Consider the following 3718-nt stretch of genomic DNA (forward strand, 5'->3'; position numbering starts at 1 on the left):
GGGAAGGGTGGGGGGAGGGGGGGGGGGGGGGGGAGACACGGGGGGGGGGGGAAACACCGCCGAAGAAGGGGGAAACGGAGGGGGGGGGGGCTCGGACCGCGACGCGCGGTCCGAGCCCTGCTGCCGTACCGGGTGCGGCCGGTCCCACTCAGCTCTCGGCCGACCACCCGCGTCTCAGCTCAGCTGACCACCCGGGGCAGCCGCAGAATCGGCAGCCCCGTCACCGCCACCACCCCGAGCTGCACCAGCAGCTCAGCACGTCCCCGTGCCCGGCCCGGGCAACACCGCAGCCGGCGGCGGCAGAGGAAGTGGACACGGCCGCAGGACAACACTGGTGGACACCTCGGTGGGACAACCGCGAAACCCGCTGGCCAGAACGACTCCGGCGGACAGGCCGATGTGGAACCCACAGGCGGGCCCTGCTGAAGGGCCGACAGATTGTGTCACCCGCAGTGACCGGGTCCCTGGGGACCATTTGGGGACCAGTTTGGGACCACGACTGGTGAGCGCCTATGAGCGCCCGTGGGTGATAGCGGGCATCTATGTACGAACTTGAACCCGGTTGGGCATCGAGCGGGTTCGAGCTCTGTCGACCGTGGATCTTCATGATGAGTCTCAATTTCCCTTGTTTTCAGTGCAGTTGAGATGCAAAAAAGCCGAGGCCTTGAGGTCTCGGCTGTCGACAATAGTTGAGCCCCTTGACTGGGGGGCAAGGGGTCGCAGGTTCAAATCCTGTCGTCCCGACTGTGAAGTCGGTTGTGAGAGCGGGTACTTGGGGAGCCAAGCGCCCGCTCTCAGTCGTTTCTGGGGATCGTGTGGTCGCAGGGTGGTCGCGTCGGTCTCTCTGACCTGGCGGTTTGTGGCCGAGGTGAGGCCAGGGTGATTGCGACTCCTGGCGAAGCGTCAGTTGATCTCGCGTGGAAGGTCTGCCCAGTCGAGCGCGTCGGCGAGAGCAGCGACGGCTTCGCGGGCGGCCTGGGGGAGCAGATGGCCGTAGATGTTGACGGTGGTGGCCAGGGTGGAGTGCCGCAGGGTCTTGGAGACGACGGCGAGCGGCACCTGGGAACTGATCATGATGGTAGCGGCGGTGTGGCGCAGGTCGTGAAGGCCGATCTTGGGCAGGCCGATCTCGGCTGAGCGTTGGCGCAGGGTGTGCAGGAGTCGTTCGGGGTTGACGGGCTTGCCATCCGGGCGGGTGAAGACCATCCCGTTCAGGCTGGGCTGGTCGGGATGCATACCGCGATGGCGGGTGGCCTGGCGACGCAGTGCGGCCGTGACGCGGGGGGAGAGGCTAACCCAGTTGCGGCTGGCGCGGGTCTTGGGCGCTTGCAGGTGCAGGCGATCCCGATACCGAGATCGAGATCGGGTGGAAGCCCGCGGACGAGCCCGGAGCGGGCGGTAGCGTGAGCGAAGGGGCGGCGCAGTGATGTCGGCCCAGCCGCCCCTGGTCAACCGCCGGGTCATCGAGGCACTTCTGCGTCTGGAGCTTCCCAACGAGCCGGACCGTCGGCTCGTCCTGGTCCACGGCCGGTACGAGACCGGCGCGGCTGCCGAGTTCACTGCCTCCCTGGCTGAGGACAAGCGCCGGATCGAGGTCGTGGAACAGCACTCCGTCCTCGGTATCTCCGACGCCTGGCATCGCCACCAGGAAGATGCCACGGGCCCGGGTTCGGTGCTTGTGGTCACCACCACGGTCGAGGACGAGCAGCTCGGCTGGGACGTGCTCGGCCACGCCCTGCGCCGCCAGGTCCTCAGCGTCGACCGGGCGGAGATCGTCCGGCTGCGATTCGGCGCCACCGGTCTCGACCCGCGCATCCGCGCGGAATCCTGGCTGGTGAACGCCCTCCTCGAAGCGGAGCCCCACGGTGGCTGGCCGCGGCTCGGCTCCGTGCTCACGCTGGATGCGGCGATGCGCGCACTCGTCGAGGCCAGGCTGTCGATCAGCCAGGCATCCCCCGACGCGGCCGGCACCCGCGGAGATGGCCGTCGCGACACCCCGCTGGACGCCGACACCCTGCTGGCCTGGTCCCGCAGTCCATTCGGGCCCGCCGCCTACGCGGCACTGGCCAAGGACGAGCAGCACGGTATCCGGGACTGGCTGACCAAGGTCGCCGGCAACGCGGCGTCATTGCTGCTCGACCTGTGCGCCGCCGGCCGCGGCCAGGAATCCGGCCTGGCCGAAGCCCTCGCGGGCAACGCTTACCTGCCCTCCGGGTTCCAAGCTCGCCTCAACGCACTCGCGGCTGTCCTCGACCCCTCCGGCCCCCGCACACGCGACCTCGCCGCGGCCGAGGCAGCCCTCGAGGAACTGCGACGCCACCACCTCGCGGGCCTGCAGCGCCCGCGTGTCCGCACCGCCGAAGCCGCGGTGCGCCTGGCACGCTGGCTGGCCGGCCCGCAGCCGACCATCACCTCCGTAGCGGACGCCGTCGAGCAGCATCTCGCCGACTGGGGCTGGGTGGATGCCGCCCTCACCGTCTTGTGGGCCGGCGACGCCGATGCCCAGGAACCGGTCAGTGCCGCCTACCACAGCGTCTACCACGCCGCTCGTGGGCGGCGCGCCGTCATCGACGAGATCTTCGCCCGGTACCTGCGTGAATGGACACGCACCGCGACCGGCCAAACGCCGGCCGGCGCGCTCCTGGTCGAGAACGTGCTCGACACCATCGCCGTCAAGCTCGCCGGCAAGTCTGGCCGGGCACCACTGATCTTGCTGGTCGACGGCATGAGCAGCGAAGTCGCGGTCGGCTTCGGCGAAGAACTCGCCCGCCGCGGCTGGCTGGAGACCGGCCCCGCCCGGGGCCGCCGCACGGCCGCAGTCGCCGCGATCCCCTCACTCACCCGCATCAGCCGGGCCTCCCTCCTCACCGGCAGCCTCACCCAGGGCGGCCAATCGGTGGAGAAGCCCGGCTTCGAGGAGTTCTGGTCCCGGCAGCGCCGTTCGGCCGCCTTGTTCCACAAGGCGGACATAGGAGGTGCGGCCGGCCAGCGGCTCTCCGACACGCTGCAGCGCGAACTGGCCGGCGAGGCGGTCGTCGGAGTCGTGCTCAACACGGTCGACGACTCACTCGACCACGCAGCCCAGGGCGACCGCACACGATGGCGCCTCGCCGACGTGACCTACCTGGACGAACTCCTCGCCGCCGCACGCCTCTACAGCCGACCCGTCGTCATCGTCGCCGACCACGGCCACGTCCTCGAACGAAGCGAAGGACTCGACGCCCCAGCCGCTGCCGGGAGCGTAAGTGCCGCGCGCTGGCGCCTCGGCGAACCGGGATCCGGCGAAGTCCTGCTCACCGGACCGCGCGTCCTCGAAGGCGATGGCCGCATCGTCGCGCCCTGGCGCGAGGACATCCGGTACACGCCCCGCAAGGCGGGCTACCACGGCGGCGCCTCCCTCGCCGAGATGACCGTTCCGGTCCTGACGCTGCTGCCCGTGGACACCGACCCGCCCAAGGACTGGCACCTCCTCGCACCAGAAGACGTCACCCCGTCCTGGTGGAACGCGGGCAACCCCACCCGCGATGCGGCACGTGTCGCCGAGCAGACCAACACGTCGTCGACCTCGGCCAAGCCCACGGACGGCCAGGAACCCGTGGAGGAGACGCGCGAAGCCGCCGAGACCCTCTCTGTCAGCCTTGGGTGAGACATCCCGCTTTGTCGGGTTAGCCTGAGAGGGCCCGAGTAGGAGTTCCACCCCTGATGACCAGCACCAATC

2 protein-coding genes are annotated in these 3718 nt (G+C 69.8%); one reads left to right on the plus strand and one right to left on the minus strand.

What is annotated here, in order from left to right; genetic code table 11:
- Positions 1-903 precede the first annotated feature (903 nt).
- On the minus strand, positions 904-1464 hold the full coding sequence (locus ACFVX9_RS15300) for a tyrosine-type recombinase/integrase (RefSeq protein ID WP_380487709.1): 561 nt from the start codon (positions 1462-1464) through the stop codon (positions 904-906).
- Between ACFVX9_RS15300 and pglZ the strand changes: the two genes are divergently transcribed.
- Positions 1427-3646, plus strand: a complete 2220-nt coding sequence (pglZ, locus tag ACFVX9_RS15305) for a BREX-2 system phosphatase PglZ (RefSeq protein ID WP_387981955.1) — start codon at positions 1427-1429, stop codon at positions 3644-3646. The two genes, ACFVX9_RS15300 and pglZ, sit on opposite strands and share 38 nt — an antisense overlap.
- Positions 3647-3718: the final 72 nt, after the last annotated feature.

The sequence above is a fragment of the Kitasatospora sp. NPDC058243 genome (genome assembly GCF_042882025.1).
Taxonomy (GTDB): Bacteria; Actinomycetota; Actinomycetes; order Streptomycetales; family Streptomycetaceae; genus Kitasatospora.